Source organism: Streptomyces sp. NPDC060031, from assembly GCF_042736805.1.
Lineage (GTDB): Bacteria > Actinomycetota > Actinomycetes > Streptomycetales > Streptomycetaceae > Streptomyces.
In genome coordinates, this window is the sequence record NZ_JBHWVM010000029.1 from 58567 (window position 1) to 83919 (window position 25353).

The 25353-nt window shown below is 73.9% G+C and carries 23 protein-coding genes; 12 read left to right on the forward strand and 11 right to left on the reverse strand.

The genetic code is table 11. The features are described 5' to 3' along the window. Positions 1–27: 27 nt before the first annotated feature. Positions 28–819, forward strand: a complete 792-nt coding sequence (locus tag ACFWB8_RS15870; RefSeq protein ID WP_385226372.1) for a spermidine synthase — start codon at positions 28–30, stop codon at positions 817–819. Here ACFWB8_RS15870 and ACFWB8_RS15875 read toward each other — a convergent pair. Together ACFWB8_RS15875 and ACFWB8_RS15880 are read right to left on the reverse strand one after the other, a co-directional pair. Continuing rightward, complete coding sequence (locus ACFWB8_RS15875; protein ID WP_385226326.1) at positions 816–2129, reverse strand: MFS transporter; 1314 nt, start codon at positions 2127–2129, stop codon at positions 816–818. The two genes, ACFWB8_RS15870 and ACFWB8_RS15875, sit on opposite strands and share 4 nt — an antisense overlap. A gap of 70 nt (positions 2130–2199) precedes the next feature. Beyond that, entirely contained in the window at positions 2200–3240 is a 1041-nt protein-coding gene (locus ACFWB8_RS15880; RefSeq protein WP_385226328.1) for a hypothetical protein, read from the reverse strand. Positions 3241–3381: 141 nt separating this feature from the next. On the opposite strand from ACFWB8_RS15880, the gene ACFWB8_RS15885 reads away from it, so the two are divergent. The 4 genes from ACFWB8_RS15885 (at position 3382) to ACFWB8_RS15900 (ending at position 7451) form a co-directional block, all read left to right on the forward strand. Next, on the forward strand, positions 3382–3834 hold the full coding sequence (locus ACFWB8_RS15885) for a DUF4442 domain-containing protein (protein WP_327261373.1): 453 nt from the start codon (positions 3382–3384) through the stop codon (positions 3832–3834). A 93-nt stretch (positions 3835–3927) separates the two neighbouring features. Then, positions 3928–4152, forward strand: coding sequence for a DUF2191 domain-containing protein (locus ACFWB8_RS15890; protein WP_385226330.1), 225 nt, complete (start codon positions 3928–3930; stop codon positions 4150–4152). A 127-nt stretch (positions 4153–4279) separates the two neighbouring features. Further along, positions 4280–6775: a beta-glucosidase gene (locus ACFWB8_RS15895; RefSeq protein ID WP_385226332.1), complete on the forward strand. Its 2496-nt coding sequence runs from the start codon at positions 4280–4282 to the stop codon at positions 6773–6775. Positions 6776–6815: 40 nt separating this feature from the next. Continuing rightward, complete coding sequence (locus ACFWB8_RS15900) at positions 6816–7451, forward strand: DedA family protein (RefSeq protein ID WP_385226334.1); 636 nt, start codon at positions 6816–6818, stop codon at positions 7449–7451. Positions 7452–7525: 74 nt separating this feature from the next. On the opposite strand, the gene ACFWB8_RS15905 is transcribed toward ACFWB8_RS15900, so the two are convergent. Beyond that, the gene (locus tag ACFWB8_RS15905) at positions 7526–8071 is read right to left on the reverse strand and encodes a gamma carbonic anhydrase family protein (RefSeq protein WP_385226336.1); all 546 of its coding nucleotides are present in this window, start codon (positions 8069–8071) and stop codon (positions 7526–7528) included. A gap of 149 nt (positions 8072–8220) precedes the next feature. Between ACFWB8_RS15905 and ACFWB8_RS15910 the strand changes: the two genes are divergently transcribed. Further along, positions 8221–8979 carry an acyltransferase gene (locus ACFWB8_RS15910; protein ID WP_385226338.1) on the forward strand — a complete coding sequence of 253 codons (759 nt, stop codon included), beginning with the start codon at positions 8221–8223 and terminating at the stop codon, positions 8977–8979. A 38-nt stretch (positions 8980–9017) separates the two neighbouring features. Here ACFWB8_RS15910 and ACFWB8_RS15915 read toward each other — a convergent pair whose 3' ends face one another. Further along, positions 9018–9452: a CoA-binding protein gene (locus ACFWB8_RS15915; protein WP_385226340.1), complete on the reverse strand. Its 435-nt coding sequence runs from the start codon at positions 9450–9452 to the stop codon at positions 9018–9020. A gap of 83 nt (positions 9453–9535) precedes the next feature. On the opposite strand from ACFWB8_RS15915, the gene ACFWB8_RS15920 reads away from it, so the two are divergent. The 3 genes from ACFWB8_RS15920 (at position 9536) to ACFWB8_RS15930 (ending at position 14475) form a co-directional block, all read left to right on the forward strand. Continuing rightward, positions 9536–10162 (forward strand): YigZ family protein, encoded by a 627-nt coding sequence (locus ACFWB8_RS15920; protein WP_385226342.1) that lies wholly within the window; start codon positions 9536–9538, stop codon positions 10160–10162. A gap of 135 nt (positions 10163–10297) precedes the next feature. After that, a complete protein-coding gene (locus ACFWB8_RS15925) occupies positions 10298–11467 on the forward strand; it encodes an exonuclease SbcCD subunit D (RefSeq protein WP_385226344.1) in 1170 nt (389 codons plus the stop codon). After that, the gene (locus tag ACFWB8_RS15930) at positions 11464–14475 is read left to right on the forward strand and encodes an AAA family ATPase (RefSeq protein ID WP_385226346.1); all 3012 of its coding nucleotides are present in this window, start codon (positions 11464–11466) and stop codon (positions 14473–14475) included. The genes ACFWB8_RS15925 and ACFWB8_RS15930 overlap by 4 nt, the downstream gene beginning before the upstream one ends. Here the strand turns inward: ACFWB8_RS15930 and ACFWB8_RS15935 are convergent. After that, on the reverse strand, positions 14465–14911 hold the full coding sequence (locus ACFWB8_RS15935; protein ID WP_385226348.1) for an Lrp/AsnC family transcriptional regulator: 447 nt from the start codon (positions 14909–14911) through the stop codon (positions 14465–14467). The two genes, ACFWB8_RS15930 and ACFWB8_RS15935, sit on opposite strands and share 11 nt — an antisense overlap. Before the next feature lie 94 nt (positions 14912–15005). Between ACFWB8_RS15935 and ACFWB8_RS15940 the strand changes: the two genes are divergently transcribed. Further along, on the forward strand, positions 15006–15536 hold the full coding sequence (locus ACFWB8_RS15940) for a rhodanese-like domain-containing protein (RefSeq protein ID WP_385226350.1): 531 nt from the start codon (positions 15006–15008) through the stop codon (positions 15534–15536). Positions 15537–15642: 106 nt separating this feature from the next. On the opposite strand, the gene ACFWB8_RS15945 is transcribed toward ACFWB8_RS15940, so the two are convergent. Together ACFWB8_RS15945 and ACFWB8_RS15950 are read right to left on the reverse strand one after the other, a co-directional pair. Next, complete coding sequence (locus tag ACFWB8_RS15945) at positions 15643–17379, reverse strand: DUF885 domain-containing protein (RefSeq protein WP_385226352.1); 1737 nt, start codon at positions 17377–17379, stop codon at positions 15643–15645. A gap of 48 nt (positions 17380–17427) precedes the next feature. After that, positions 17428–17910: an Lrp/AsnC family transcriptional regulator gene (locus tag ACFWB8_RS15950; protein WP_385226354.1), complete on the reverse strand. Its 483-nt coding sequence runs from the start codon at positions 17908–17910 to the stop codon at positions 17428–17430. A 60-nt stretch (positions 17911–17970) separates the two neighbouring features. Here ACFWB8_RS15950 and ACFWB8_RS15955 point away from each other — a divergent pair, with 60 nt between their 5' ends. After that, the gene (locus tag ACFWB8_RS15955; RefSeq protein WP_385226356.1) at positions 17971–19170 is read left to right on the forward strand and encodes a trans-sulfuration enzyme family protein; all 1200 of its coding nucleotides are present in this window, start codon (positions 17971–17973) and stop codon (positions 19168–19170) included. Here the strand turns inward: ACFWB8_RS15955 and ACFWB8_RS15960 are convergent. The 3 genes from ACFWB8_RS15960 to ACFWB8_RS15970 form a co-directional block, all read right to left on the reverse strand. Continuing rightward, positions 19100–20575 carry a GNAT family N-acetyltransferase gene (locus tag ACFWB8_RS15960; protein WP_385226358.1) on the reverse strand — a complete coding sequence of 492 codons (1476 nt, stop codon included), beginning with the start codon at positions 20573–20575 and terminating at the stop codon, positions 19100–19102. The two genes, ACFWB8_RS15955 and ACFWB8_RS15960, sit on opposite strands and share 71 nt — an antisense overlap. A 103-nt stretch (positions 20576–20678) precedes the next feature. After that, positions 20679–22283 carry an alkaline phosphatase D family protein gene (locus ACFWB8_RS15965; RefSeq protein ID WP_385226360.1) on the reverse strand — a complete coding sequence of 535 codons (1605 nt, stop codon included), beginning with the start codon at positions 22281–22283 and terminating at the stop codon, positions 20679–20681. Positions 22284–22450: 167 nt separating this feature from the next. Further along, positions 22451–23311 carry an alpha/beta fold hydrolase gene (locus tag ACFWB8_RS15970; RefSeq protein WP_385226362.1) on the reverse strand — a complete coding sequence of 287 codons (861 nt, stop codon included), beginning with the start codon at positions 23309–23311 and terminating at the stop codon, positions 22451–22453. A 330-nt stretch (positions 23312–23641) separates the two neighbouring features. Between ACFWB8_RS15970 and ACFWB8_RS15975 the strand changes: the two genes are divergently transcribed. Continuing rightward, positions 23642–24403, forward strand: coding sequence for a GntR family transcriptional regulator (locus ACFWB8_RS15975; RefSeq protein WP_385226364.1), 762 nt, complete (start codon positions 23642–23644; stop codon positions 24401–24403). Positions 24404–24771: 368 nt separating this feature from the next. Here ACFWB8_RS15975 and ACFWB8_RS15980 read toward each other — a convergent pair. Next, on the reverse strand, positions 24772–25353 hold a 582-nt coding region (locus tag ACFWB8_RS15980; protein WP_385226366.1), incomplete at its 5' end, for a transposase.

Below are 25353 nucleotides of genomic sequence, written 5' to 3' on the forward strand. Positions count from 1 at the left end.
GACGTGGGCCAGGGCACCGCCAAGCTGATGCCGGACATGGACGGCGAGCGGGCCTGGCTGCTGACCGTGGACGGGGCTCCGCAGTCGTACGTGGACCTCGACGACCCGGAGCACCTGGAGTTCGAGTACGTACGCCGTCTCGCGCACGTACTGGACTGCGCGGCGCGGCCGGGGGCCGCGCTGGACCTGCTGCACCTGGGCGGGGGCGCGCTGACGCTCCCGCGGTACGCCGCGGCGACGCGGCCGGGGTCCCGCCAGCAGGTGGTCGAATTCGACGCCGCGCTGGTGGACCTGGTCGCGGAACACCTCCCCCTGCCCGAGGGGTCGGGCGTCACGGTGCACGCGGCCGACGCCCGGGCCTGGCTGGAGACCGCTCCGGCGGCGGGCGCGGACGTCCTGGTGGCCGACGTGTTCGGCGGCTCGCGGGTCCCGGCGCAGCTGACCTCGGTGGAGTACGCCCGGGCGGCGGCCCGTGCGCTGCGGCCCGGCGGGCTGTACGCGGCGAACCTGGCGGACGGGGCGCCCTTCGACTTCCTGCGGTCCCAGCTGGCCAACTTCGCGGCCGTGTTCGGGGAGCTCGCCCTGATCGCGGAGCCGTCCGTGCTGCGCGGCAGGCGGTTCGGCAACGCCGTGCTGCTGGCCTCGGACGCGGAGCTGCCCCTGGCCGCCCTGTCGCGGCGGTGCGCGGCGGACGCGTTCCCCGCGCGGGTGCAGGCGGGCCCGGCCCTGGCGCGGCTCATGCGCGGTGCCGCCCCAGTCGCCGACGCGGACGCGGTGGCGTCCCCGCCGCCGCCGGAGGGGGCGTTCAGCCTCGGCTAGTCGATGGGCAGGCCGACCGGCCGGGCCTCGGCGGGGGCCGCGGAGGCCTTCACGGGCGCCGGCACGCGCCGGGTCATGCGGCGGACGTCCGGGACGGCGAGCACCGCGGCGGTGACGACGACCACCAGGATCGCGCAGCCCCACAGGGCGGACGTGCGGCCGACGGCGGTTTCCACGGGGCCCGCGACGGCCGTGGCCAGGGGGAGCATCGAAACCGAGCCGAACCAGTCGTAGGCGGATACCCGGGAGAACTTCTCCTCCGGGATCTCCTGGTGCATGGTCGTCATCCAGTTCACGCCGAACACCTCGATGGCGACGCCGCTGACGAACATCACCGCGCACAGGCTCCACACCGGCAGCGGCACCGCCAGCCCCGCCGACGGGAGCGCCAGCGGGAACACGCAGAGCGTCCCGACCAGCAGCAGCCGGCGCGGCTTCCACAGCATCATCAGCACGGCCCCGCCGATGGTGCCGATGCCGAAGAAGGCCAGTGCCAGGCCCCAGGGAGCCGGCCCGCCCAGCCGGTCCCGGGCGACCAGCGGCCCGTAGACCGCCTCGGCGGCGCCGACGACCGCGACGACGACGGAGAACTGGAGCACGATGCTCCACAGCCAGGGCCGGGTCCTGACCTCCACCCAGCCCTCGCGCAGATCGGCCAGCAGGCCGCCGCCGGGGGCCCGCTCGGTGACATGGCCGACGTCGAGGAAGGCGCGCAGGGCGCCGGCGACGGCGAAGGCGGCCGCGTCCACGGCCAGCACCCAGCCGGGCCCCATCGCCGCGATCATGGCTCCGCCCAGGGCGGCGCCGCCGATGCCCGCGCCGTTCATCGCCATGCGGAACAGGGCGAAGGCGCGGTTGGAGTGCTCCCCGGAGACGCTGGAGAGCAGCATGCCCTCGGCGGCAGGGTTGAAGAAGGCGGTACCGGTGCCGCACAGCGCGGTGAGCAGCATCATCTGCCACAGCTGCGGGTCCCCGGCGAGGACGAGCACGGCGAAGGCGGCCTGCGAGAGGCAGTTCAGGGCGTTGGCCGCGACCATCACGTGGTGCCGCGGCAGCCGGTCGGCGAGGGCGCCGCCGATGAGCAGGAAGAGGACGAGCGGCAGGGTGCGGGCGGCGGCCACCAGGCCCACGTCCCCGCCGGACCCGCCGGCTTCCAGCACCGCGAAGGCGGCCGCGATGAGCGCTCCGTGACTGCCGAGGTTCGTCACGACCGCGGCGCCCGTCAGCAGGGTGTAGTTGCGGCCGGCCCACGGGGGTCGGCGGCGGCGCGGAGCGGACGTGCGGTCGGCGGAGGCGGGGGGAGAGCTCACCCCCGGACTATCCCCGCCCCGGGCCGGGAATCCAAACGGATATCCGGCCCAGGGGGGTCTCGGCGGGGGATCAGCTCGTGGTGAGGCGGACCGTGCTCAGGATCTTCTCGTAGGTCTCCTGCGGGACCTCGCCCTGGACGCCGGCGGCGCCGTAGAGGATCCAGCTGGAGAAGTCACCGTTGGCGGTCTTGAAGCTGAAGGCGATGGACTTGCCGTCGGAGGAGCACTTGTTCTCCTTCGGCAGGCCGCTCACGGTTGCGGTCGCCGTGTGCCCCTTGAGACCGGAGGCGGTGGTGTACTCCTTGGCGGCGGTCACCTTGGTCGTGCCCTTGGGCGCCTTCTGCGCGTACGCGGCGAAGGCCCAGTTGCCGGCCTCGTTGTACGCGGCCTCGGCGGTGTCCTTGGCGCCCTGGCCGCCCTTGGTCCCGGTGCCGGCCAGTGCGGTCTTCTCCTCGCTGCCGTTCATGTCGGAGTCGACCTTGCACCAGTCGTCCTTGAGGCGGGCGGGGGCGGACATCATGACGACCGCCGAGCCGTCGCTCTTGTTCTCGTCCTCGAAGCCGATGGACATCCCGGAGGTCAGGACGTTCCACTCGGGCGGGACGTCGAAGGCGGTGCCGTACTTCGGGTTGACGACCACCTTCCAGCCCGCGATGACCGGCTTGACGTCACCGCCGGCACGCGGGTTGGAGCTCGGGGCGGCCGGCGCCGCGGAGCCGGAGGAGGCGGGCGCCGAGGGGGAGGTGCTGGGCTTGTTGTCGGCCTCGTCGGTCGACTTGTCGTCCCGGGTCAGTACGAAGGTCCCGGTGGCGGCGGCCGCCACGACGACCGCCGCGGCCGCGACGATGGCCACGGTCCTGGTCGAGAAGGGGCTGCCGCCGCCGGCCGGCTTCGGGGCGGCCGGCTGCGCCGGGCCCCACTGCTGGACGGGAACGGTCGGGGGCTGCTGGTAACCCGGCTGCTGGGGGTACCCGTAGCCGGGCTGCTGCTCGCCGTACCCCGGCTGCTGCTGGTACGGGTTCGGCTGTCCCGGCTGCTGCTGGTACGGATTCTGGTGCGCGTCCTGGGGGTTCTGCTCGCCCCCGGGCGGCTGCTGCTGTCCTGGCCACATGGCCGGTAACGATAGTGGGAGCCGACGCGGGTATCCACGGCCGCCCCCTCCAGGTCGGGTTGACGGTCTGGCGGCAGGTCCGGCGGCAGTTCCGGCGGCAGGTCTGGCCAAGGATATTTACTGGCGGGTAACATCGCGTCCATGAGTGCAGACCAGATGAACGTGGGCGAACTGCTCGCCGCAACCGTGCCGATGGCCCGGACCCTGAACCTCCAGTTCCTGGAGACCACCCCCGAGCGCGCGGTCGTCCGGCTTCCGGACCAGCCCGACTACCACAACCACGTCGGCGGCCCGCACGCCGGAGCCATGTTCACCCTCGCCGAGTCCGCGAGCGGCGCCATCGTCCTGGCCGCCTTCGGCGACCAGCTCTCGCGCGCCGTGCCGCTGGCCGTGCGGGCGGAGATCGGCTACAAGAAGCTCGCCAAGGGCGTCGTCACGGCCACGGCCACCCTCGGCCGCCCGGCCGCCGAGGTCGTCGCCGAACTCGACGCGGGCGGCCGCCCCGAGTTCCCCGTCACCATCGCCATCCAGCGCGAGGACGAGGCCGTGACGGGCGAGATGACCGTCATCTGGACCCTGCGCCCGAACGCGTAGGCAGACCAGGGCCGCGGCGATAGAGTCCCCCCTCCGAGAGTCCGACGGCCGACGGCTTCGACGACTCCGAAGACTCCGAAGACTCCGACGACGATGGAGGGGGCAGCCGTGGCCCAGGGTGCGAAGGTCGCCGTCAGCCTCGATGCCGAGCTCGTGGTGGAGGTGATGGTCCTCGCGGGGATCGGCTCGCCCCAGGACGCGGTGGAGGCCGTCGTACGCGACTACGTCGCGCGCGGCCACCGCACCGAGGCGCGGGTCCAGCTCCGGGACGAGCCGCGGCAGAGCCGCGACGGAGTGCCGCAGCCGCCGCAGGGCTGAACCTGCTCGGTGCGGTGGCGCGTCAGAGCGGAGCCCCCGGGAGGGCGGCGCACAGTGTGCGGGGGAGCGGTCCGGCGCGGGCCGCTCCCGCCGACTGACGCCGATGCCGACGCCGCAGGGAGCCCCCATGAGCGAGGCCGTGTCCAGACGCTGCGCGCTGCGGCTGCTCGGGGCGGTCGGCGCCGCCCTCGGGACCGCGGGGTGCGTGGCCGAGGTTCCGCACGGCGCGGGAGTACGCGCAGCCGCGGCGGCCGCCGCGCCGGGGCCCGGCAGCAGCGCCCGCCTCGACGCCCTGCTGGCGCGCCTCACCCTCGAAGAGAAGACCTCCCTGCTGCACGGGGCGCCGGACCCGGCCCCGCTCGGCCAGGCCGGCTACGTGTCCGGCGTGCCGCGCCTCGGCATCCCGCCGCTGCGGCTCGCCGACGGCGCCGCGGGGGTCAGGGTCGCCGAGCGGGCGACCGCCCTGCCCGCGCCCGTGATGCTGGCCTGCGCCTTCGACCCGGCACTGGCCCGCGAGTACGGCCGCGTCCTCGGCCGCGAGGGCCGCGCGCTCGGCCAGGACGTACTGCTCTCGCCCATGGTCAACCTCATCCGCACCCCGTACGCCGGCCGGAACTTCGAGACCTTCGCCGAGGACCCCAAACTCACCGCGGACCTGGTGGCCGAGGTGGTCCGCGGGATCCAGGACGAGGGGCTCATCGCCACGGTCAAGCACTTCGCCCTCAACAACCAGGAGCAGGGCCGCGACACCGTCGACGTCGTCGCCGCCGAGCAGACCCTGCACGAGACCGAACTGCGCGGCTTCGAGGCCGCCGTGGCCGCCGGAACCGGCGCGGTGATGGCCGCGTACAACAAGGTCAACGGCGTCTACGCCTGCGAGAGCAAGCCGCTGCTCGACGAACTGCTGCGAGGCCGCTGGGGGTTCGACGGCTGGGTGATGTCCGGCCGGGACGCCACCCACAGCACCGTCGCCGCCATCGGCGCGGGCCTCGACATGGAGATGCCCGGCGGCACCCACTTCGGCGGCCCGCTGCGCGACGCGGTGCGCGGCGGCACCGTGCCGCAGGCCTCGGTCGATCTCGCGGTACGCCGGATCCTGGCGACCATGGACCGCTTCGGGCTGCTGGCGGCCCGGCCCGCCGCCCGGCCGGCGCGGGAGCCCGCGGCGGGGGCCCGGGTCGCCCGGCGGGTCGCCACCGCGGGCGCGGTACTGCTGCGCAACGAGCACGCCACCCTGCCGCTCACCGGCGCGGCGGCCCGCTCGATCGCCGTGATCGGGCCCACCGGGCAGACCCCCTTCGTCAGCGGCGGCGGCAGCGCGCACGTGGTCCCGGACGCCGCGGCCGCCCCGCTCGCCGCCATCCGGGCCCGCGCCGGCAACGGCTCGACCGTGCACTACGCCGTCGGCGAGGACCTGTACGGGCGGCCCCTGCCGGCGAAGCTGCTGACGCCGGCCGCGGACCTGGACGACCGGGGCGTGGACGCCGGGCGCACGTGGAGCCACGAGGCGCGGTTCACCCTCCCGGCCGACGACGAGTGGACCTTGCTCGTGCACTACACGGGGCAGCGGCCGAGCGTGCGGCTGGACGGGGCCGAGCTGTTTCCCGTCCGGCAGGGCGCGGCCGAGTACTTCGCCGGCGGACTGCTCGGTTCCGCGCCCGACGGGCTGAGCGTGCGCCGCCGCACCCTCGCGCTCAAGGCGGGGGTCCACCGGCTCGCCGTCACAGCCGAGGGCGGGGCGCGGGGGCAGCGGTTCCGGCTCCGGCACACCACGAAGGCCGGCCGGGCCACGGATCTGGCCGAGGCCGTGCGCACCGCCACGTCGGCCCGGAGCGTGGTGCTGTTCGCGTACGAGGACGCCACCGAGGGCAGCGACCGCGACTCGCTCGGGCTGCCGGGCGGGCAGGCCGCGCTGATCGAGGCCGTCGCCGCCGCCAACCCGCGCACCACCGTCGTGCTCAACACCTCCTCCAGTACGACGATGCCCTGGCTCTCCCGTACCGGAGCGGTCCTCCAGATGTACTACCCCGGCCAGGAGGGCGCGGGAGCCACCGCCGACATCCTCTTCGGCGACGTGGACCCGGGTGGCCGGCTGACCCAGACCTTCCCGGCCGACGACCACGCCACCCCGGTCGGCGGGGACCCGCTGCGCTATCCGGGGGTGGGCGGCCGGCAGGAGTACGGCGAGGGCGTCCACGTCGGCCACCGCTGGTACGACGCGCAGCACGTGGCGCCGCTGTTCCCCTTCGGGCACGGGCTCTCGTACACGACGTGGGAGTACGAGAAGCTGACGGTCCGGCCCGAGCACGGCGGGCTGCGCGTGGAGTTCACCGTCCGCAACACCGGGCGGCGCAAGGGCACCGAGGTGGCCCAGGTGTACGTCGGCCCGTCCCCGGAGCTGACGCTCGACCAGCCGGTGCGGGCGCTGGCCGGCTACCGGCGGCTCACGCTGGGGCCGGGCCAGGCGCAGCGGGTCACCCTCGACATCCCACCCCGGACGCTGTCCTCCTGGGATCCGGAGCAGCACGCGTGGGTGCTGGGTTCAGGCCGTCGCGAGGTGTTCGCGGGCCGTTCCTCCCGCGAACTCCCGCTGAGGGCAAAGGCTGTGGTGGCGAGCCGATAAGCTGCCCGTTCCGCAGGCGACGACTCGGGAGGACGTACCGGTGCACATCCAGGAATGGCTGGAGACGATTCCGGCGGTCAGCATCTATCTCCTGGTGGGGCTGGTCATCGGGCTGGAGAGCCTCGGCATTCCGCTGCCGGGCGAGATCATCCTGGTGAGCGCCGCGCTGCTGGCCTCCCAGAACGGGGAGGTCGACCCGGTGGTCCTGGGGATCTGTGCGACCGCCGGGGCCATCGTCGGCGACTCGATCGGCTATGCGATCGGGCGCAAGGGCGGGCAGCCGCTGCTGGACCGGCTGGGCCGGCGGTTCCCCAAGCACTTCGGGCCGGACCAGGTGGCGGTGGCGGAACGCTCCTTCGACAAGTGGGGCATGTGGGCCGTCTTCTTCGGACGGTTCGTGGCCCTGCTGCGGATCTTCGCCGGGCCGCTGGCGGGGGTGCTGCACATGCCGTACTGGCGCTTCCTGATCGCGAACATCCTCGGCGGCATCCTGTGGGCCGGCGGTACGACGGCCGTCATCTACACGATCGGGATCGTCGCGGAGCCGTGGCTGAAGGGCTTCTCCTGGGTGGCGCTGGCCGTGGCCCTGCTGTTCGGCCTGGCGGTGACCGCGATGGTCCGCAGCCGCATGAAGAAGGCGGCCAAGACGGCCGCACCGGCGGTTCTGGTCGACTGATCGCCTGCGGGGTCGCCCTGCCGGGTCGCCGACCGGGGCGGGGGTCTCCCCCCGCCCCGACCCCGCGCCGCGGTCTATTCGGCCGGGGCGAACGCCGCGCGGTGCTGCTCGGCCAGCTCGAGGTACATGGCGGCATTGAGCTTGAGGCCCTCGCGCTCCTCCGCGGACAGCTCGCGCCGCACCTTGGCCGGGACGCCCGCGACGAGCGAGCCCGGCGGGACGACCATGCCCTGCGGGACCAGCGCCTGGGCCGCCACCAGGGAGCCGGCGCCGATCACCGCCCCGTTCAGGACGGTCGCGCCCATGCCGATCAGGCAGTCGTCCTCGACCGTGCAGCCGTGCACGACCGCGTTGTGGCCGATGGAGACGCGCTCGCCGATGGAGACCGGGAAGCCGGGGTCGACGTGGATCGTGCAGTTGTCCTGCACATTGCTGTCGGCGCCGAGCACGATCGGTCCGCAGTCGGCGCGCAGCACGGCCGAGTACCATACGCTCGCGCCCGCGGCCAGGGTGACGTCGCCGATCACCACGGAGGTGGGCGCCGTGAACGCCTCGGGGTCGATGGACGGGCTCTTCCCGCCCACACCCGCCACGAGTGCCTGCGCCGCGTGCTGCGTCATGTTTCTCTTCCTCTGCTCTTGCGTCGTGCGTCCTGCGGTTGTCGCGCCCCCACGCACGGTAGGGCACGCGGCCGCCCGGCCCGGCGATGGGGTGAAGATCACAGGAGGGCGATCCGGACCGCCGCCGCGCCGCGCACTACCGTGGCCGGGTGCCGAAGAACCAGAACACGTTCTCATCCCTGACCGCCCTGCGCCGTCGGCTCGCCAACCGCGCCGTGCACGCGGGCTGGCAGTGGATGCAGCGGGCCGGCGCCGTGACCGCGCAGACCCCCGGACGGCTGCGGTTCGGCGCGATCGGGCACGGGACCCGGCTCGCCTTCCCGCAGGGGACGGTCTTCGGCGAACCGTGGATCAGGCTGGGCGACCACTGCATCATCGGCGAGCAGGTCACGCTCACCGCCGGGATGATGCCGGACCTCGACCTCGGCACCGAACCCGTCCTGGTCCTCGGCAACGGCGTGGTGATCGGCCGCGACAGCCATGTGGTCGCGGACACCCGGATCACCATCGGCAACGACACCTTCTGCGGCCCCGGGGTGTACATCACCTCCACCAACCACAGCTACGACGACCCGCACGAGCCCGTCGGCAAGCAGTGGCCCCGCAGCGCCCCGGTGGAGATCGGGCCGGGCTGCTGGCTCGGCACGGGCGCCGTGATCCTGCCCGGGGCGCGGCTCGGCCGCAACGTCGTGGTGGCCGCAGGGGCCGTCGTACGGGGCGAGGTGCCCGACCACGCCGTGGTGGCGGGGGCGCCGGCCCGGATCGTACGCCGCTGGGAGCCCGAGACGGGCTGGCAGCCGCCGCTGCGCTCCCCGGCCCCCGTGCCGATTCCCGACGGGGTCACACCGGACCAGCTGCGTGCGCTGGCCCAGCTGGCGGAGGCGGAGCAGCGCGGCGGCGCCTCCTAGGTCGTGTCGTCAAAGTCCCGTCTGGCTGGCGGGGGACGCTACTTTGACGACGCTCCCCGGCCCCCTTGGCCGAGCGCCGGGATCTCGATCGCCGGGCAGCGGTCCATGACCATGTCCAGACCGGCCGCGCGGGTGCGCTCGAAGGCGGCCTCGTCGACCACGTTGAGCTGGAACCAGACGGCCTGCGCCCCCGCGGCCACCGCCTCGTCCGCGACCGTCCCGGCCAGGGCGCTGTTCACGAAGACGTCCACCACGTCCACCTTGAAGGGGATCGCCGCCAGCGACGGGTACCCCTGCTCGCCGTGGACCGTCTCGGCCTTCGGGTGCACGGGAACCACGCGCTTGCCGTACCGCTGGAGCACCCGGGCCACGCCGTACGCCGCCCGGTCCCGGTTGTCGGACAAGCCCACCACGGCCCAGGTGTCGCCGAGCTCGGTGAGGATCTTGCGGATGGTTGCCGGATCGCCGTACACGGTGCCGCCTCCTGCTGCTCTGGTCTGCGTTGCAGCCCGAACAACCGAAAGGACACCTGTCCGATTCCCCGTAGGGTGGAGCGGTGAAGGCAGACCAGTACGTGACGGTGACCCGCGAGGGTGTGCACGAGTCCGAGATCAACCGCTCGCGGTTCCTCTGCGCGCTCGCGCCCGCCGCGACCGAGCAGGAGGCGCAGGAGTTCGTCGCGCGCATCCGCAAGGAGCACCCCACCGCCACGCACAACTGCTTCGCCTACGTCATCGGCGCCGACGCCTCCGTCCAGAAGGCCAGTGACGACGGCGAGCCCGGCGGCACCGCCGGGGTCCCGATGCTCCAGATGCTGATGCGCCGCGACATCCGGTACGCGGTCGCCGTCGTCACCCGCTACTACGGGGGCGTGAAGCTCGGCGCCGGCGGGCTGATCCGGGCCTACGGGGGCGTCGTCGGCGAGGCCCTCGACGCGCTCGGCACCGTCACCCGCCACCGTTACCGGCTGGCCACCGTCACCGTCGACCACCAGCGGGCCGGCAAGACCCAGAACGACCTGCGCTCGACGGGCCGCACCGTGGTGGACCTGCGCTACGGGGCCGCCGTGGAGATCGAGGTCGCCCTCCCGGAGGCCGATCTGCCCGCCTTCGAGGCCTGGCTCGCCGACAGTACGGCCGGCAGCGCCACCCTCACCCTCGGCGGGGAGACCTACGCGCCCTGAGTTTGCGGAGCGGCCCGAGGGGCTCCGGGGACGCGTTAGCGTAGAGGGGTTCAGGGCGCGGCAGGGCCGGTTCGGCAGGGTTGTCCAGCACGGTTGTTCAGCAGGGGGAGACGGTATGCGCGGCGGGGCCGGCGAGTGAAGTTCCTGCACACCTCCGACTGGCACCTGGGCCGCTCCTTCCACCGCGTGAACCTGCTCGCCGCCCAGGCCGCCTTCATCGATCACCTCGTCGGGGCGGCCCGGGAACACGAGGTCGACGCCGTCCTGGTCGCCGGTGACGTCTACGACCGTGCCGTGCCCCCGCTGCCCGCCGTCGAGCTCTACGACCAGGCCCTGCACCGCCTCGCCGACCTCGGCGTGCCCACCGTGATGATCTCCGGGAACCACGACTCCGCCCGCCGCCTCGGCGTCGGGGCCGGGCTGATCGGGCGGGCCGGGATCCACCTCCGGACCGACCCGGCCGGCTGCGCCGACCCGGTCGTGCTGGCCGACGTACACGGCGAGGTGGCGCTGTACGGGCTGCCGTACCTGGAACCGGCCCTGGTCAAGGACGAGTTCGGCGCGGGCAAGGTCAGCCACGAGGCGGTCCTGGGCGCGGCCATGGACCGGATCCGGGCCGACCTGGACGGCCGCGCGCCCGGCACGCGCTCCGTCGTCCTCGCCCACGCCTTCGTCACCGGGGGGCAGGCCAGTGACAGCGAGCGCGACATCACCGTGGGCGGGGTCGAGGCCGTGCCCGCGGCCGTCTTCGACGGGGTGGACTACGCGGCCCTCGGCCACCTCCACGGCTGCCAGACGATCAACGAACGGGTGCGCTACTCCGGTTCCCCGCTCGCCTACTCCTTCTCCGAGGCCGACCACCGCAAGAGCATGTGGCTGATCGAGCTCGGCGCCGTCGGCGAGATCGTGCGCGCCGAGCGCCTCGACACCCCCGTGCCCCGCCGGCTCGCCCGGCTGCGGGGGCGGCTCGACGCACTGCTGGAGGACCCGGCGCACACCCCGTACGAGGACTGCTGGGTCGAGGTCACCCTCACCGACCCCGTCCGGCCCGAGGACCCCATGGCGAAGCTCGCCGTCCGCTTCCCGCACACCCTGGCGCTCGGCTTCGACCCCGAGGGCCGCGAGGAGGACGGCGGGACCAGCTACGCCCAGCGCCTCAAGGGCCGCAGCGACCAGGAGATCGCCGAGGACTTCGTCAGCCACGTGCGCGGCGGCGGCTTCGCCGACGAGGCCGAACGGGCCGTGCTGCAGGGCGCCTTCGACGAGGTGCGGGCCGACGACAGCCGGCAGGAGACCCACCGATGAGGCTGCACCGGCTGGCCGTCACCGCCTTCGGTCCCTTCGCCGAGCCCCAGGAGGTCGACTTCGACGCGCTGTCCGGCGCCGGGATCTTCCTGCTGCACGGGCCCACCGGAGCCGGCAAGACCTCCGTCCTCGACGCCGTCTGCTACGCCCTGTACGGATCGGTGCCCGGGTCCCGTCAGGCCCCCGGCACCAGCCTGCGCAGCGACCACGCCGCCGACGGCACCCCGACGGAGGTCACCCTCGAACTCACCGCGGGCGGGCGGCGCCTGGAGATCACCCGGCGGCCCGAGCAGGACCGGCCCAAGAAGCGCGGCACCGGGACGACGAAGGACAAGGCGCAGAGCTGGCTGCGCGAGTACGACGGGGAACGCTGGCTCGCGCTCAGCCGTTCCCACCAGGAGATCGGTGAGGAGATCGAGCAGCTGCTCGGCATGAGCCGCGAGCAGTTCTGCCAGGTCGTGCTCCTGCCCCAGGGGGAGTTCGCGCGCTTCCTGCGGGCCGACGAGGTGGCGCGCGGCCGACTGCTGGGCCGGCTGTTCGACACCCGGCGCTTCGCCGCCGTCGAGACCCTGCTCGGCGAGCGCCGCCGCGCCGCCGAAGCCAAGGTCCGCGCCGGCGACGAGAAGGTGCTCTCCACCGCCCAGCGGCTCGCCCAGGCCGCCGGGGACAGCGCCGATCTGCGGTCCTGGCCGCTGCCCGGCCACCAGCCGGGCGACCCCGGGCTGGCCGACGCGGTCCGCGCCTGGGCGGCCGTCGCCCGCTGCGCCGCCCGGGAGCGGCTGGCCGTCGCGGAGTACGCGCTGGCCGCCGTCGAGGGACGCTACGCCGCCGCCCGGCGCGCCGCCGAGGAGGCGCGGGAGTTGGACCGCTTGCAGCGCCGCCACGCGGAGACGGCCCGCCGCTCCGCCCTGCTCGCCGAGGCGGGCCCCGAGCGGGAACGGGTGCGCGGCCTGCTCGACCGGGCCCGGCGCGGCGCCCTGGTGGCCCCCGCCCTGGAGCTGCGCGGAGCCGCCGCCGCCGGGCACATGGCCGCCGCGCACGCGGAGTCGCTCGCCCGGGCGCAGCTCCCGCCCGCGCTCGCCGAGGCGGGTACCGAGCACCTGGCCGCCGTGGAGCAGCGGCTGCGCGAGGACCTCGGAGCCCTGGGCGCCGCCCACCGGGCCGAACAGCGCAGCGCCGAGATCGGCCGCGAGCGGGCCACCCTGGAACGGGAGGTCCGCGCCGCCGAGGAGCAGCACCAGGAGTCCGCCGAGTGGCTCGGCCGCTGGGAGGCCACCCGCGCCGCGCTCGCGGAGCGGGTGGACGCCGCCCAGCAGGCCGCCACGCTGGCCGAGCAGCTCGCCGGCAAGCTGGAGCCCGCCCGGCTGCACCTGACCGCCGCCCGGCGGCGCGACGAGCTGGACGCCGCCGCGGAGCGCACCTCGGGCGAACTGCTCTCCGTACGCGAGGAGTCGACCGCCGCTCGGGAGAGCTGGCTGGAGCTGAAGGAGGCCCGGCTGCGCGGGATCGCCGCCGAACTCGCCGAAGCGCTGGTGGCGGGGGAACCGTGCACGGTCTGCGGGTCCGCGCAGCACCCCGCTCCGGCCCGGCCGGCCCCCGGACACGTGGACCGGGCCGCCGAGGACGCGGCGCACGCCCGCTACGAGCAGGCCGAGGAGCGCCGGGCCACCGTCGAGCGCGAGCTGGCCGCCGTGCGCCAGGCCCGTGCCGAGGCCGCGGCCGCCGCCGGGGACGCCACCACCGCCGAACTCCTCGCCCTGACCTCGGAGCTGAGCTCCCGGCACGCCGCCGCCCACGCCGCGGCCGCCGGACTGCACGCCGCCCGCGAGCAGCTCGCCCGCGCCGAGCGGGAGCACGCCGCCCGCAGCTCCGACTGGCAGGGCGCCGAGCGCCGGGCCGCCGCCCGGGCTTCCCAGCGCGAGGCCCTGGACCGCGAACAGGCCTCGCTGGAGGCGGAGCTGGCCCTGGTGCGCGGGGACGAGCCCAGCGTCGCCGCCCGCGCCCGGACCCTGGAGGAGCGGGTCCGGATGGTCACCTCGGCCGCCACCGCGCTGCGCCGCGCCGAGACCACCGCCGCCCGGCTCAAGGAGGCCGACGACCAGTTGGCCGACGCCGCCTTCCGTGCCGGCTTCGACACCACGGACGCCGCGGCCGACGCGGTGCTCCCGGAGTACGAACGCACCGCGCTCCAGCACCGGCTGGACGCCTGGCAGGCCGAGGAGGCCATGCTGGCCGACCGGCTCGGCGAGAGCGACACGGCCGCCGCCGCGGCCCTGCCGCCGGCCGAGCCGGACGCCGCCGAGGCGTACGCGCAGCAGGCCGCGGCGAAGCTGCGTACCGCCGGCTCCGCAGTGGACGCCGCCCGGGTCCGCTGCGCCGAACTCGACCGGCTCTCCCGCCAGGCCGAGCAGGAGCTGCGCGCCCTGGGCCCGCTGCGCGAGGCGTACGAGCGGGTGGCCCGGCTGGCCGGACTCACCGCGGGCACCTCCGCCGACAACGAACGCAAGATGCGGCTGGAGGCGTACGTCCTGGCGGCCCGCCTGGAGCAGGTCGCGGCCGCGGCGACGGTGCGGCTGCTGCGCATGTCCGGGGGCCGCTACACCCTGGTCCACTCCGACGCCAAGGCGAGCGGACGCGGTCGCTCCGGGCTGGGACTGCACGTGGTGGACGCCTGGACCGGCAGTGAGCGGGACACCGCCACCCTCTCGGGCGGCGAGACCTTCTTCGCTTCCCTCGCGCTCGCGCTGGGACTGGCCGACGTCGTCACCGATGAGGCGGGCGGCATGCGGCTGGACACCCTCTTCATCGACGAGGGCTTCGGCAGCCTCGACGACCAGGTGCTCGACGAGGTGCTCGACGTACTGGACTCGCTGCGCGAACGGGACCGCAGCGTCGGCATCGTGAGCCATGTCGCCGACCTGCGCACCCGGGTCCAGGCCCAGTTGGAGATCGTCAAGCAGCGCGGCGGCTCGGTGGTGCGCCACCGCGCCGCGGGGGTCACGGACTGAGCGGTCGCCGGGACAGCGGGGACGAGTACACGATGCTGGTGGTCACCGGGCCGAGGCCGGAGATCCGGCCGGTGACCTCTTCCAGGTGCGCCATCGAGCGGGCGGCGACCTTGAGCACGAAGCAGTCGTCGCCCGTGACGTGATGGGCCTCCAGGATCTCGGAGGTGGCCTCCAGGAAATCGTGGAACGGCTTGTAGTTGCCGTGCGGATAGCGCAGCCGCACCAGCGCGAGGATGGCCTTGCCCAGCTTCTCGTGGTCGACCACGGCCGTGTAGCCGGTGATGATGCCGACCTCCTCCAGACGGCGCACCCGCTCGGTGACGGCGCTCGCGGACATGGACACGGCGCGCGCGAGCTCGGTGAAACTGGCGCGGCCGTCCTGCTGGAGGGCCGCCAGGATGCGCCAGTCGGTGGCGTCAGGGGAATAACCGGTCATGACGCAGGTCTAGCAGGGTATTCCCCGGAGGAACAAGGGAAAGGCCGGGGAAATCCACTTCCCGGGATGATCGACGCTTTGTAAATTTTCAGCCATGACGACGACACACCCGCAGACCACCGAAGCGGGCTCCGCCCCCGGCCTCTCCGCCAACCCCGTGCTCCGGGTCCCCCCGGCCGCGCCGGCCGAGGCAGCCGCCTACTTCGCGGCCAGCCTCGCCTTCCACGCGGATGTCTCGGACGTCGCCGCCGCCTTCACGGCCCACCGTGAGCAGGGCGCCCCGCTCGGCTTCCAGCTGGTCGACTCCCGCTCCACCCCGTCCTGGGACCAGGCGCACGTGCCCGGCGCGATCCACCTGCCCACCGCGCTCGTCCCCGAGCAGGCCGAGCGGATCCTCGACAAGGACGTCCCCGTGGTGACGTACTGCTGGGGGCCGGGCTGCAACGGAGGCACTCGGTCCGCCCTCGCCCTGGCCCGGCTCGGCTTCCAGGTCAAGGAGATGCTCGGCGGCATCGAGTACTGGATCCGCGAGGGCTTCGAGGTCGAGACCTGGGAGGGCAGCCGGCAGCGCGCCGAGGCCGACCCGCTGACCGCGCCCACCGACTCCGACGACTGCGGCTGCTGAACGCAGCCCACCCGCACGGGCCGCCCACCCGAACGGGCCGCCCGCTCCCCCCGGGGAACGGGCGGCCCGTCGTGATGTGCACCCGGGCTCGGAGCCCGGACCGGAATCAGAGCTTCGACAGCTCGTCCACCAGGTCGTCCAGCCCCAGCGAACCCTGCGACAGCGCCGCCATGTGCCACGCCTTCAGGTCGAAGGACTCGCCGTGCGCCGCGCGCGCGTTGTCCCGGCCCAGCAGCCAGGCGCGCTCGCCGAGCTTGTAGCCGATCGCCTGGCCCGGCATCGACAGGTAGCGGGTCAGCTCGCTCTCGATGAAGTCCGCGGGGCGGCCGCTGTGCAGGCCGAAGAACTCCTGCGCCAGGTCCACCGTCCACTTCTCGCCCGGGTGGAAGGGCGAGTCCGCCGGGATCCGAAGACCCAGGTGCATGCCGATGTCCACGATGACCCGCGTGGCCCGCATCATCTGGCAGTCCAGGTAGCCCAGCCGCTGCTCGGCGTCCTTGAGGTAGCCCAGTTCGTCCATCAGCCGCTCGGCGTACAGCGCCCAGCCCTCGACGTTGGCGCTGACTAGGCCCACGCTCGCCTGGTAGCGGGAGAGCTGGTCCGCGACGTGCGTCCACTGCGCGAGCTGGAGGTGGTGGCCCGGAACGCCCTCGTGGTACCAGGTGGAGACCAGGTCGTAGACCGGGAAGCGGGTCTGGCCCATGGTCGGCAGCCAGGTGCGCCCCGGACGGGAGAAGTCCTCGGAGGGGTTGGTGTAGTACGGGGCCGCGGCGCCGCCCGGAGGGGCGATCCGGGACTCCACCCGCTTCACCCGCTCGGCGAGTTCGAAGTGCGTGCCGTCGAGGTTCTCGATGGCCTCGTCCATGATGCCCTGCAGCCAGGCCTGGACCTCGTCGACGCCCTCGATGTGGGTGCCGTGCTCGTCCAGGTGCCCCAGCGCCTCCCAGGGGCCGGCGCCCGGCAGGATCTTGGCCGCCTCGGTCTTCATCTCGTGGAGCAGGCGGTGGTACTCCGCCCAGCCGTAGGCGTACGCCTCGTCCAGGTCCAGGTCCGTGCCGTTGAAGTAGCGCGACCAGCGGGCGTAGCGCTCGCGGCCCACCGGGTCGGGCTGTCCCTGGACGGCCGGGGCGTAGACCTCGGTCATCCAGTCGCGCAGCTCGGCCACGGCGGCGGTGGCGCCGGCGGCGGCGGCGTCCAGCTCCGCGCGCAGGGAGTCGGGGCCGCGGGAGGCGAAGTCCTCGAAGAAGGCGCTTCCGTCGCTTCCGTCGCTTCCGTCGCTTCCGTCGGCGTTCCGGCCGGTCCACGCGGTGAGCTGTTCGATCATGGTGGCGGTGGGGCGCGGGCCGCCGTACAGGCCGCGGTCCAGGCCCAGACGCAGGCTCTCGCGGTATCCGGCGAGGGCGGCCGGTACGGCGCGCAGCCGCTCGGCGATGGCGGCCCACTCCTCGTCCGTGTCGGCCGGGGTCAGGGTGAAGACCTCGCGGACCGAGTGCACGGGGGAGTGGATGTTGCTGACCGCGCGCAGGTCCTCGTCGGCCTCGATGACGGCGAGTTCCGCGTTGAGGCGCTCGCGCAGCAGGCGGCCGCAGCGGCGCTCGACGTCGCTGTCCGCGCCCGGCAGCCGCTCGGCGGCGTCGAGGCGGGCGAGGGTGGTGCGGTTCAGCTCGGCGATCGCTGAGCGGCCGGCCGGGGAGTAGTCCGGGAGCCTGCCCGAGCTCGCCGCGACACCGAGATAGGTGCCAGTGATCGGGTCGAGGGCGATGAGGTCGTCGACGTAGGCGTCCGCGACCTGGCGGGGCAGGCGCGTGGCGTCGGTGCTGTCGCTGAGGTGGGTCTGTGACATGCGGTCATCTTCGTACGGGGGACGGGTCCGCGTCATCAGCGTTTGGCGTCAACCCGCTGACGTGGGCGGGAGCAGGGGCCCGCAGTCCCACTCCTGGAAGATCAATCTTGTTTCGACACGGGCGACTTCGCGCCGCGAGGTGAACTCGTCGAGGACCAGCCGCTGGAGCTCGGCGGGATCGGAGACGGCGACGTGCACGAGGTAGTCGTCCGGCCCGGTGAGGTGGAAGACCGCCCGGGAAGCGGGCAGCGAGCGGACCCGGTCGACGAACGGGCCGATCAGCTCGCGGCGGTGCGGGCGCACCTGTACGAGGAGCAGCGCCTCCAGCCCGCGGCCGAGCTTGGCCGGATCCAGCTGGAGCCGGTTGCCCAGGATGATCCCGGATCGGCGCATGCGCGCGACCCGGTCCAGGCAGGTGGACGCGGCGATCCCGACCTCGGCGGCCAGATCGCGGTACGTGGTCCGGGCGTCGTTCTGCAGAAGGCGCAGAATCTGCAGATCGGCCGGATCCAGATGGACGGATTCGGACATTGGCCGAACGTAGCACGGCATTTTCCCCCCACAACCGGACCGGCCCGCAAAGTACCGGCCATGGAGACGAACGCCCAGACCGCACGACGGTCGCTGGCCACCGAAGCAGTGCACGCCGGACGCGAGGATCTCGCGCGGCTCGGACTGCACGCGCCTCCGCTCGACCTGTCGACGACCTACCCGTCGTACGACAGCCGGGCGGAGGCCGCTCGTATCGACGAGTTCGCCACCACCGGAGCCCGCCCGGAGGGGCCGCCGGTCTACTCCCGGCTGGACAATCCCACCACTGCCCGGTTCGAGACCGCTCTGGCCCGGCTCGAAGGCACCGAGAGCGCCGTCGCCTTCGCGAGCGGGATGGCCGCGCTGACCGCCACCCTGCTGGTCCGCGGCGCCATGGGCCTGCGGCACGTGGTCGCCGTACGGCCCCTGTACGGGTGCAGCGACCACCTCCTCGGCAGCGGGCTGCTGGGCACGGAGGTGACCTGGGTGGATCCCGCGGGCATCGCGGACGCCATCCGGCCGGACACCGGGCTGGTCATGATCGAGTCGCCCGCCAACCCGACCCTCGCCGAGATCGACCTGCGGGCCGCCGCGTACGCCTGCGGGGAGGTGCCGCTGCTGGTCGACAACACCTTCGCGACGCCGGTCCTGCAGCGGCCCGTGGAGAGCGGTGCCCGGCTGGTGCTGCACAGCGCCACCAAGTACCTGGGCGGCCACGGCGACGTGCTCGGCGGGGTCGTGGCCTGCGACGAGGACTTCGCCCGCAAGCTGCGCCAGGTCCGCTTCGCGACCGGCGGCGTGCTGCATCCGCTCGCCGCGTACCTGCTGCTACGAGGCCTCTCGACGCTCCCGGTCCGGGTACGGGCGGCCTCCGCGAGCGCCGCCGAACTGGCCGGGCGCCTCGCCGCCGACCCGCGGGTGCTGCGCGTGCACTACCCGAGGATCGGCGGGGCCATGGTCGCCTTCGAGACCGCCGGCGATCCGCACGAGGTGATCGCCGCGGTCAGGCTGATCACCCCGGCGGTCAGCCTGGGGAGCGTGGACACCCTCATCCAGCACCCCGCCTCCATCAGCCACCGGATCGTGGCCGAGGGCGACCGCCACGCCTCGGGCGTGAGCGACCGGCTGCTGCGGATGTCGGTCGGGCTGGAGGACGTGGACGACCTGTGGGCCGACTTGGACCAGGCGCTCAGCGCTGGTGGCTGCGGGGCTGCTCGCGAGGGAGCTCACGAGGAAGCTCGTACGGCAGCCGGGAGTTGACCGGGGTCGCGTGCAGCCGGGCCGTGATCACCAGGGTGCCCTCCTCGATCTGGTAGTCGAGGGGCAGGCCGAGGCCGCGCATGGCGGCGACCATGCCGGTGTTCGAGGCCTGGGTGACGGCGTACACACTGTCGCACCCGGCCTCGACGGCCATCGAGAGCAGGCGGCCGAGCAGCTCGGTGCCGATGCCCCGGCGCTGCCAGTCGTCCTCGATCAGCAGCGCGACCTCGGTCTCGTCCCCGTCCCACAGCAGGTGGCCGAGGGCGACGAGCTTGCCGGAGGCCGTGGTGGCCGCCAGCGTGCGGCCGAAGCGGGGGCTCAGGAGGTGGCCGAGGTAGCGGTCGGCGTCGAGGACCGGGCCGTGGTAGCGCAGCGACAGCGTGCGGTCGGAGCAGCGGTCGTGCATCGCGCGCGCCGCCGCCTGGTCGGATCCGTCGGCCCGGCGGATGGTGATCTCGTTGCCCTCGGGCAGGGTCAGCACGTCCTGGCTGCGCGGTACGCGGGGGCCGAGGCGGGCGTCGAGCTCCACGAGGGCGCGGGCGCGGGCGAACTCGGTCGGGGTGAAGGGCAGGTAGGGCCGCTCGACGGTGATCGCGCCGCCCGAAGGGTCGCGCAGCCGCATGACGGTGGCTTCCAGGACGCCCTCGACGGGGGCGTCCGCTCCGGAGTTGGGGCGGCCGGAGAGGGTGGTCGCCGGGATCGAGTGGATGGTGCAGCGGCCGAGCAGCTGGCGCAGCGCGAGCGGGAGCTCGGCGGCGTCGAGCGCGGTGCGCGTGGCGAGGCCGAGGACACGGGTCGGGGTGTCGACGAGGTCGTGGGCGTCGGCGCGCTCGATCCAGGTGCTGTGCCCGCCGGCGCCGGCGATGGCCCGGGTGAGCTCGGCGGAGGGCAGCTGCTGCGGGGCGCGCAGCAGGAACTCGTCCACCGTGCCGCCCTCGGGGAGCGGGTGCGTCTGGAGGGTCAGGATGTCCACGCCGCTCCGGGCGAGGGCGGTGCAGATCGCGGCGAGGCTGCCCGGCTCGTCCCGCACGGTCGTGCGCATCCGCCACAGGGCGCTGGTGGCCGCGGTCGCCGACGGGGACTCGGCCGGGGCGGTAGCCGACGGCGTGCCCGTATCGGAGGGGGCTGTGCTCAGCGGCGGCGGCGCATGGCTGTGGCGGCGGGCCCACCAGGTGTGGAACGCCGCCGTCACGAGCAGCGCGACGGCCGAGACGACCAGCAGGATCGGGCCGCTCGGACCGTGCACGACGAGATTGGCGATGCCGTCGGCGACCGCGACGGCGCAGAACAGGGCGGCCAGTTCCACGACGTCGCGGCGCCAGTGGTGACGGTGGCTGCTGTGGGGTTGGCGGGAGCGCTGGGAGCGCTGGGGACGATGGGCGGAGGCATGCAGGCGGTCAGTCATGCAGACCACTGTGACCCAGGGGTGTTGCGTGATCACGAACGGTCTGTGACCGACTGGTTAAGTGTCCATCCGGCCGATTCACCCTGCTTTCGGGCTGATTTTCCTACTGGCCCACGCGGCCCGGCTGGAGCGAGCGCGTGAAGAGTACGCCGCCTCCCTGGCGCCGCAGCCGGACGGTGAGCTCTCCGCTGCTCCCGTCGATCTCGACCTCGCCGTAATACGGAGGGTTCTCCGACGGCGACATGTTGGCGAGCGGCGCGGACTGGACGTACGCGGTCTCCGGGCCGAAGGTGGCGTCGAGCTTCCCGGCGGGGAAGCCGCCCGCGCCGACGGGGCCCGAGACGAACTCCCAGAAGGGCGCGAAGTCGCGGAACGCGGCGCGCTCGGGCGCGTAGTGGTTGGCGGCCGTGTAGTGGACGTCGGCGGTGAGCCACAGGGTGCCGGTGATGCGCTGGTGCTTGATGTGGCGCAGCAGCTCGGCGATCTGGAGCTCGCGGCCCAGCGGGGTGCCGGGGTCACCCTGGGCGACGGCCTCGAAGTCAGTGGCCCCGTCGGCGACGACGATGCCGAGCGGCATGTCGGCGGCGATGACCTTCCAGGTGGCGCGGGAGCGGGACAGCTCGCGCTTGATCCAGGCCAGTTGCTCGGGCCCGAGGATGCCGATGGGGTCCTCGGTCTGGCGGCCGGGGGAGTTTGCGTCGCGGTAGGTGCGCATGTCGAGCACGAACACGTCGAGCAGCGGCCCGTACCGCATCACGCGGTACATCCGGCCCTCGGTGCGGCCGCCGCGCAGGTCGGTGACGGGGAAGTACTCGCCGAAGGCCTGACGGGCCCGGGCGGCCAGCGTGTCCACGTCCCGCACGGTGTAGCGGGGGTCGTCGATCACCTGGCCCGGGTACCAGTTGTTGCGCACCTCGTGGTCGTCCCACTGGGCGAGGACGGGCACCTGGGCGTTGAAGCCGCGCAGATTACGGTCGAGCAGGTTGTAGCGGAAGTTCCCGCGGAACTCGGCGAGGGTCTCGGCGACCTTCGACTTCTCCTCGGTGGTCACGTTGTGCCAGGTGCTGCCGTCGCGCAGGGGCACGGAGGCCTGGATCGGCCCGTCGGCGTAGATGGTGTCCCCGCTGAAGAGGAAGAAGTCGGGGTCGCGCAGCCGCATCTCCTCGAAGACGCGGTAGCCCCCGAGGTCGGGGTTGATGCCCCAGCCCTGGCCGGCCAGGTCCCCGGACCACAGGAAGCGCACGTCGCGGGAGCGGGAGACGGGGGTGGTGCGGAAGGTGCCGTACACCGGCTCGCCGGTGCGGCGCGGGTCGTCGGGGTCGCACAGGACCACCCGGTAGTGGATCTGGCGGCCGGGCGGGAGTTCGCGCAGCGTGGTGGTGCCCGTGAAATCGGTGGCGGGACCGAGCAGCGGGCCGCGGTGGTGGCGCACGCCGTACCGGAACGACTCGCTCGGGGAGGTCTCCACGTACATTCGCGCGGGCCGGTCGGAGCGGGTCCAGACGGTGGCGGAGTGGGCGGTGATCTCGCCGGACTGCACGCCCCAGGGTGCGCCGGGGCGGCCGGCGCGAGTGAAGGCGGGGACGGGGACGGGGACGGGCGTTTGACCGGGGGCGGCCAGCGCGGGCGCGGCGAAGGCACCGGACAGGGCGAGGCCCACCGGAACGGCGAGGGAACCGCCGAGCAGGGAGCGTCGGGTGTGCGGCATCGGGGGCATCGGTGCGTCTCCAGGGGCCGGCGGGGACGGGCCGGACCAGTGTGCCGCCGCACACCGGCCCGCCCGCGTCGGCCACGCGAACCGCGGATGAACGAGAGAGGACGCGAGTGGACGGGGGCGGACGCGGAGTGGAGGGGGTAGGGGGTGGTGAGGCGGCGTCAGAGCGCGGCCGCACCCGCAGGGTTGCCCCGACGGATCGTGTCCAGGATGACGCGGGAGACCAGCGCCGGGTCGTCGTTCATCGGTACGTGGCCGCACCCGGGGAGCCGCACCAGGCGGGCGCCGGGGATCACGTGCTTGGCCCGGAGGCCCTGGCGGGGCAGGAGGAGCCGGTCGCGGACGCCCCAGGCGATGGTCACCGGCAGCCCGGGCACGTCGTCGGTGAACCGTACGGAGCCGCCCGCCGCGAGGGTCTCCTCGAAGCCGGTGGCGTCGCGCAGGGCGAGCGTTTCGGCGACCACGGCCTCGGCGGAACGGCGGCCCGGGCGGGCGTAGATGGTGCCGGTGAGGACGACCCGGCCGGCGGCGCTGCGCGAGAGCCGTTCCAGGGCGGGGCGGGGCAGCGCCCGGGACCCGGCGCGCATCGCGCGCAGGGCGGTGAAGGCGTAGCGGCGCTCGCCCTCGGTCCAGAACCCGGCGGGGGAGAGGGCGGTGACCGAGCGGACGAGGTTGCTCCGGCCCATCTCGAGCGCCAGCAGCCCGCCGAGGGAGTTGCCCGCGACGTGCGGGCGCTCGACGCCGAGCGCCGCGCAGAGCGCGCCGAGGGCCGGGGCGACGGTGCCGAGACCGTACGGGAGCCCGTGCGGCAGTGGCTGCGAGACGCCGAAGCCCGGCAGGTCGACGGCGATCACGTCGTGCTCGGCGGCCAGGATGTCGGTCACCGGGTGCCAGGCCTGGAGGTGGTGGCCGATCCCGTGCAGCAGGAGGAGCGGTTCGCCCGCGCCCTTGCGCTCGTACGCGGCGGTGGCGGTGCGGGGGCCGAGCGGCGAATCGATCGTGAAGGAGACCGTGGCGGTCATGCTGCTCCTCGTCGGTTGGGCGGCGGTGGGGGTCTTGCGAGACAGAGTGTCAGTAGCCGTGTCGCTCTGGCTACTGCCCGGTAGTCCCGGGATGTGAAGCCTGCGGAACGCCTTCGGGGCGCTTCGGGGAGCCTTCAGGGAGATCGCGAACATCCCGTGAACGGCTTGATGCGTATGCCCGATCTGCCCGGCAAAGGGATGAGCATTGGTCTTGACCAAGGGGGTGCGTAGTCCTATCGTCACCAGGGATAGTGCAGGAACCTTTAATAAACAAAGGCGCGGAACTGCCGCTGGAACACGGCGATTGCGGCGATTGCAGGAGGAGTCAGGGTGGGGACCACGCAGCTCGAATCGGTGCCGGAGCCGAAGTACTGGCACCTCAAGACCGTCCTCAGCGAGGCGCTCGACCAGGATTTCGCCGTCGGCGAGGTGCTGCCGAACGAGCGTGAGCTCGCCGCCCGCTTCGGTGTCGCCCGCGCGACCCTGCGCCAGGCGCTGGAGCAGCTGGAGCTCGAGGGCCGTCTGCAGCGCCGGCGCGGCGTGGGCACCACCGTGGCCCCGCCGCGGGTGGGCGTGGACGTCGGCAGCGCGCAGCACGGCTGGCCCGGCGAGGGCGCCGATGGCTGGGAGCCCGTGGACGCCACGGAGACCGTGCCCTCCGCGGCCGCCGTCCGGGGGCTCCTCGGCACCGCTGCCGACCAGCCCGTGCACACCGTTCGCCGGACCCGCGTGACGCAGGGCCAGCCCGTGGCCGCCGAGCTGCTGTACGTGCCGGCCGCCTCCGTCCCCGGACTCTCCGCCATCGACGCCCCGGCGGGACCCGCGCGCGCCCGCGCCGTCCTGCGGGAGCTGCAGCGGCTCGCCCTCGACGGGCAGGACCGCTCGGTCGAGCTCGGCTCGGCCCGCGCGGACGACGCCAAGGAACTGGACCGCCTGCCCGGCGCCCCGGTGCTCCTCGTCACCACCCGCTACTTCACCGCCGCGGGCACGGCCGCCGTCTCGGTGGCCACGTACCGCGCGGACACCTGCCGCCTGACCTTCGGAGACACGGGCGACGTCCAGATAACCCACGACGCCCGCGTCGCCTCCTGACCCCGCCCCACCCCCGCCGCCCCTACCACCCGTGCCCGGCACCGGCGGCTGTGGCGCGCGCCCGGCTCCGGGAGTCCTTTCTGCACGGCTGAGGCCCGAGAACGGGCTGGCCCGCCCGCGTGGCGCCGGTCCGGATCTGTGGGGCGCGCGCCCCGGCGAGGGCAACTGCTCGGGTGGGCGGCCGGGGGCAGCGCCGCGACCAAGTGCCCGGCAACCGGTGGGTGCGGCCCTCGCCGTGCCGCGCCGGCCGCTCCTAGTAGGGCTTGGTCAGGTTGGGGCTGGTGTGGGTATGCCGGGGTGACAGGTGGGGCAGACGCCGGTCCATGTCGCGAGGAGGGTCTGCAGCTCGCGGACGACGCGGTAGAGGCTCAGGCCGGCGCCGTGTCTTTTGGGGCTCTGGCCAGTCGTTGCAGGGTGCAGAAGGCGTGCGCGACGGAGACGAGGGTGACGTGGTGGTGCCATCCGTTCCAGGTGCGGCCCTCGAAGTGGGCGAGACCCAGGGCTTGTTTCATCTCGCGGTAGTCGTGCTCGATGCGCCAACGGAGCTTGGCCAGGCGGACCAGGGTGGTCAGCGGGGTGTCGGCGGGCAGGTCGGAGAGCCAGAACTGAACGGGTTCGCTCCGGTCAGCCGGCCACTCGGCCAGGAGCCGGCACTCGGGCAGTTCCGGGCCGTCGACGGCCTGGCGGACTTCGCGTCCGGCAGGCCGGATCCGCAAGTGCACGAACCGCGAGTACATCCGCTTCAAGCCGCTGCGGCCGGTGCCGGGCCGGGAGCCCTCACGCCATTGCACCGGCTTTGCCGCCTTCCGGCCTGCCGCGATGACCAGCTGTTTCATCGACTGTGGCTTGTCGGGATACTTCGCCACCGGTGGGCGTCCGGTCCCGGAGTAGGGATCGGCCACGGGAACCGCGTGCCCGGGCTGGGCCGAGAGGGTGGTGGAGATTCCCAC